This window comes from Lyngbya confervoides BDU141951 (genome assembly GCF_000817775.3).
Classification (GTDB): domain Bacteria; phylum Cyanobacteriota; class Cyanobacteriia; order Thermosynechococcales; family Thermosynechococcaceae; genus Lyngbya; species Lyngbya confervoides.
The window spans coordinates 1-4245 of the sequence record NZ_JTHE03000050.1 but is presented as its reverse complement, the minus strand read 5'-3'; the positions used below and the strand labels follow the sequence as shown (position 1 = coordinate 4245).

The following is a 4245-nucleotide window of genomic DNA, read 5'->3' as shown; positions in this document are numbered from 1 at the left end:
AGGCTCCATCACTCGTGCCTCAGCCGTTGGGTAACCTTGAAACCCCGATGGCTGCGTAAGCCGCTGGGACGGTTACTGCCCATGAGATGGATCCCCAGGATTCCGCGCGAAAGATAGAAGCACTTACTATTTTTAGCTTGGCATTTGGAGGGAATGCAGCGCTTAAAGCAGGGGTTGGCTTGGCTCGAAATATTCCAATGGCTGGAGCCTTGGTGGGTGCAGGTGGCAACGCAGTGATGACCTATGCCCTTGGGGCCTCTGCCAATCAGTACTACAAGGCAATCCTGTCAGGAAAAGAGAATGAAGAAGCTTTGAGCGAGGGGCAGCAGAAATCAGAACAGGTACTTGAGGAAGCAATTGAACAGGAAAATGCATTAGACGGAATCTTAGCTCACATGATTTTGGCCGGACATCCCGAATGTGATGCAAAGAATTTAGAAGAAGCGATCGGTCAACTTCCCCTGGAGGAAAATGCTCGGCGCAGCATCAAAAAGCATATTCATTCACTCAGAGAATTTGATGTGTTGCTGCAGGAGCTTCAACCTGAATATGGTCTGGTTGCGCTTGCTCAGGCTGAGCGACTTGCTCGGTCTGACGCAAAAATCACAGAGGCTGAGCAAGTATTATTAGATAAGCTGGAGACTCATTTTCGGGAGGAAGCTGAAATCCTGGATCAAATGAGGCCAAGCAATTACATTCTGACGCAGGACTTTAAGCATACGGTCCGAGGGCTTCAGTTTAGTCGAGATGGTATGTACTTATGTGCTGCGGGCGACGACAAAAGCTTAAAGATTTGGAAAACCTACGATGAGTGTCTATCCTTTCAACTGATTCATGATGTTAAAGATGCCCATCGAGATGCAATTAAGGCATTAGCAATGAGTCCAAACGATGAGTTTTTGGTTCTAGCTTCTAAAAATAGAAAGCTGAGCTTCTGGGAGTATCGGAATGGAAAACTGCTTCGTACTATCGAAAGTGGTCATCGAAAAGGAATTAATGCTCTAGTCTTTTGCGATGATAAAACTCTTGCTAGCGGCTCCGATGATGGTGAAATCAAGATTTGGAATGTTGACAGTGGTGCAATTCGACGTTCGCTCCTCGGTCATAAAAATTCTGTTCTCTCACTCGCTGTTAGCCCAATTTCTAAGCATGTGATTGCCAGTGGGTCAAACGATCATCACGTTCGATTATGGAATGCGACAACGGGCGAAACGTTACACGACCTGGAAGGACATAAATTTGGCATATATTCCTTGGCTTTTAGCCCTAACGGGCAAACCTTGGCATCGGGAAGCTGGGATCGCAGGATTTGCTTATGGGACGTAACATCTGGTGAGCAATACGCAACATTAGAGGGACATACAGCCGCAGTATGGCAACTTTTATTCACCCCTGATGGAAATCATCTAGTGAGTTCTTCAGATGATAACAGCATTTTCATTTGGGATCTTCTGACCAAGCAAATTCGTGTTCGATTAGATGGCCATCGTCACGGGGTATATTCTCTGGCCCTTGCACCCAATAAATCAATTATTGCCAGTGGGAGTTGGGACAATTCAGTACGAATATGGAGTGTTGACCTTGATAGCTAGGCCATGTTCAGGGTCCGTTTTTTGATAGTGCCCTTGGAGTAAGCGAATACACCGCATCCCAAGTTGCTGCATGGCATTAAGCAGATTGGAGCATCAAAATATCAGGGGCTCAGTGGAAAGAAGATAACGTGCCCCAAGTCCTGGCACATCACTGCGCCGATCTTAACGGGATGCTTGGCAGACAAAGGTGACATCCTCCCAGGTAAACTCGGAGGTTGGCAGCGCTTTGACAGCACTTGATTTTCTTTTGGTTGACTTTACCGAAATTAATTCTGATCTACCCGCCATACCCAGATGCCCTGTTTGTGACTGGCAGCCGCGAGGGTGGTGCGGTCGGCGCTGAGAGCCGAGCGACTAAACGAGGGAAGCTTGAAACCTGCACCACTTGACTGGAGAGGTGCTTCAGGTTTCAAGTCCAGGGCCTGCAGGTGCGTTCCCGTTTGCGGGTCCCAAACCTGAAACCCCCCCTCGCTATCGACAAAAATGCCTGGGTTGGGCCAATACAACTTTTCGGCCCGCTCGGCATCGGCAATGGTTTTGAACAATTTCGCCTCCTGCCAATCCCAGACCGACAGGGATGGCCCTTGACCGAGGGCAACCGCAAGTTGTTGACCATCGGGAGAAAAGGTCAGGGCAAGAATTCCGGCCGGGGTCTGGTTGATTAGGGCACTCACCTGCTTGCCGGTGGTGATATCCCAAACCTGAATCTGGTTACTGTAGAGTGTGGGCGGAAAAGCCAGCAGTTTCCGGTCTGGGCTGACTGCGATGGGTAGATTGGCTTGGTCGACTTTGCTGAGGTCGGCGGGAATGGTTTGCAGCAGTTTGCCAGTCGTTAAATCCCAAACCTTAAAACTGGAGGGATCTAGCTTGGTATCGGGCTTAGCCTTCCAGGGGTCTACAACTGCCAAGGTCACGAGTTTATTGCCCGCCATGGGATAGACAACTCCTTCCCCATCCAGACGCAGTCGCACCGCACCCGTGGACAGAGTCTGCACCACGGTGTCATGAAACCGAACGGTGACTAACTCCTGGCTGTCCTGATTAAATGCTAGTCCAAAGGCATAATCAGGTTTCAATCTATGGACCACTCGCCGGGCGGATAAGTCCAAAACTTCAACCCGCGTCTCGCCATACCTGACGTTGGCAATGGCCAGTTGTTGACCATTGTCACTCAGGGCAATATCGTTAGGAAACGACTCGTAGCCCTGAATCTGAGCGACCACGGGAAACGGACTGTTGGTTTGCGAGGGGCTGATTGTCACAGGTGGGGGAGCCAGTCCCAGGTAAAGCGCAACGATACAAATCAGATAGCTCACCAGCGTCACAATTGCTGCCAATTTTAGGGGGTTGATTCGAGCCGGGAGTTGAGCACCCAGAACCGCACCCACCACGGCCCCCAAAATTGAGCCCGTCGGGGCCAACAAGATCACCATCATCATCAGCCAGATTCCACTATAAGGCCCGCCAATCAGTGAGGCCGGGCTGGCCTGAATCGGCAACATGCCAATTAGCAACATGCCGATAAAGGAACCAAACATCGCAGCAGTGAGAACCCAGCGTTTGGGCTGAATCGAGTCTTGATCGCGCTGCCGTCTCCGCCCAATCAGCTTGACAATCCAGCCGATAACCGCACCCGTTACACTGCCAATTACAAAACTCACCAGCGTCATCGTCAGGAGTTTGGGCAGGACGGTATTGAGAAAGAAATCCAGGTTGAGATAACTCATACGATTTCAAGGTGTTGAGACATGTTTTCCACGCCCCCTCATGCCTTCTTAACCAAGGGCGTGGCTAGGGTATGACAATGATAAAATAGCCCTGAACACTTCAGCGCTCAAGATGGTGCAAACAGGGTAATTGGACCAAGCGAGGCGTGCCGCCACGGGATAGATTACTTCTCCCACACCAAGAACGTCCGTGTGATGCTTGAGAAACTGGCTTCGACAAATCCAAGCCCCCTTGCCTGTATGCATGACAGTGCATGGCGAGGCGATGGGGCAAAACTGCTTCGAGATCTAGCCGATGTACTCTCAGATTGACATCTGCACTTTTCAACGATTGAGAGTCTAGGTTCACCGCTAGCTTCTCGGCGCAACACTTGAGTGCGATCGCTCCTCGGGCCACGGCTGCGAAGGGATGGATGCAGAGCTGTTTTGGGCAGAATTAGCCATGGGTCTTTGGCAGTGTCGCCTCCGCTTGTATCGCTTCAAGCGCGGCGGCCCGGTGCTGCCAGTTCTCACAGGCAGTGTAGAGGGCCTGGCACGGCAGATACGCTCCCCATCTTTTATCTAAGGGCTGAACAATTTTGGAGCACATCCCTTTACTTGGCCTAAAGAAATGACAGCCACCGCAGGTTTGCTCCTCTTTCATGATTACTATCCTCCCAGGACTCACTAAACTTGGGTGGGCCACCCGACTGCAACAATCGGTCAATACACTGTTTGCCTTAGCCTCAAGATACCCCTCAGCCGTCAGTTCGAATCACGCCAGAGCCTCATGGGTCCATGGTGCCTTCTCAGGTTCCAAGACCTTGATCCAGTAGGGATTATTGAGGTGAAATTCCTGAAAAGAGTATCATCTCGAATAGGATTGAGATAGGATAATCTTAGTTTCAAGAAAATCAAGAAAAATATGGTAAACGCAGCGAAATCTC

Annotated in this window: 2 protein-coding genes; one reads left to right on the top strand and one right to left on the bottom strand. The window is 50.3% G+C overall.

Annotated elements, in window-relative coordinates; genetic code table 11:
* Positions 1-86 precede the first annotated feature (86 nt).
* Positions 87-1592 (top strand): WD40 repeat domain-containing protein, encoded by a 1506-nt coding sequence (locus QQ91_RS09080; protein WP_166284009.1) that lies wholly within the window; start codon positions 87-89, stop codon positions 1590-1592.
* 266 nt (positions 1593-1858) lie between these two features.
* On the opposite strand, the gene QQ91_RS09075 is transcribed toward QQ91_RS09080, so the two are convergent.
* On the bottom strand, positions 1859-3319 hold the full coding sequence (locus QQ91_RS09075; protein WP_166284007.1) for a WD40 repeat domain-containing protein: 1461 nt from the start codon (positions 3317-3319) through the stop codon (positions 1859-1861).
* Between the last annotated feature and the right edge of the window lie 926 nt (positions 3320-4245).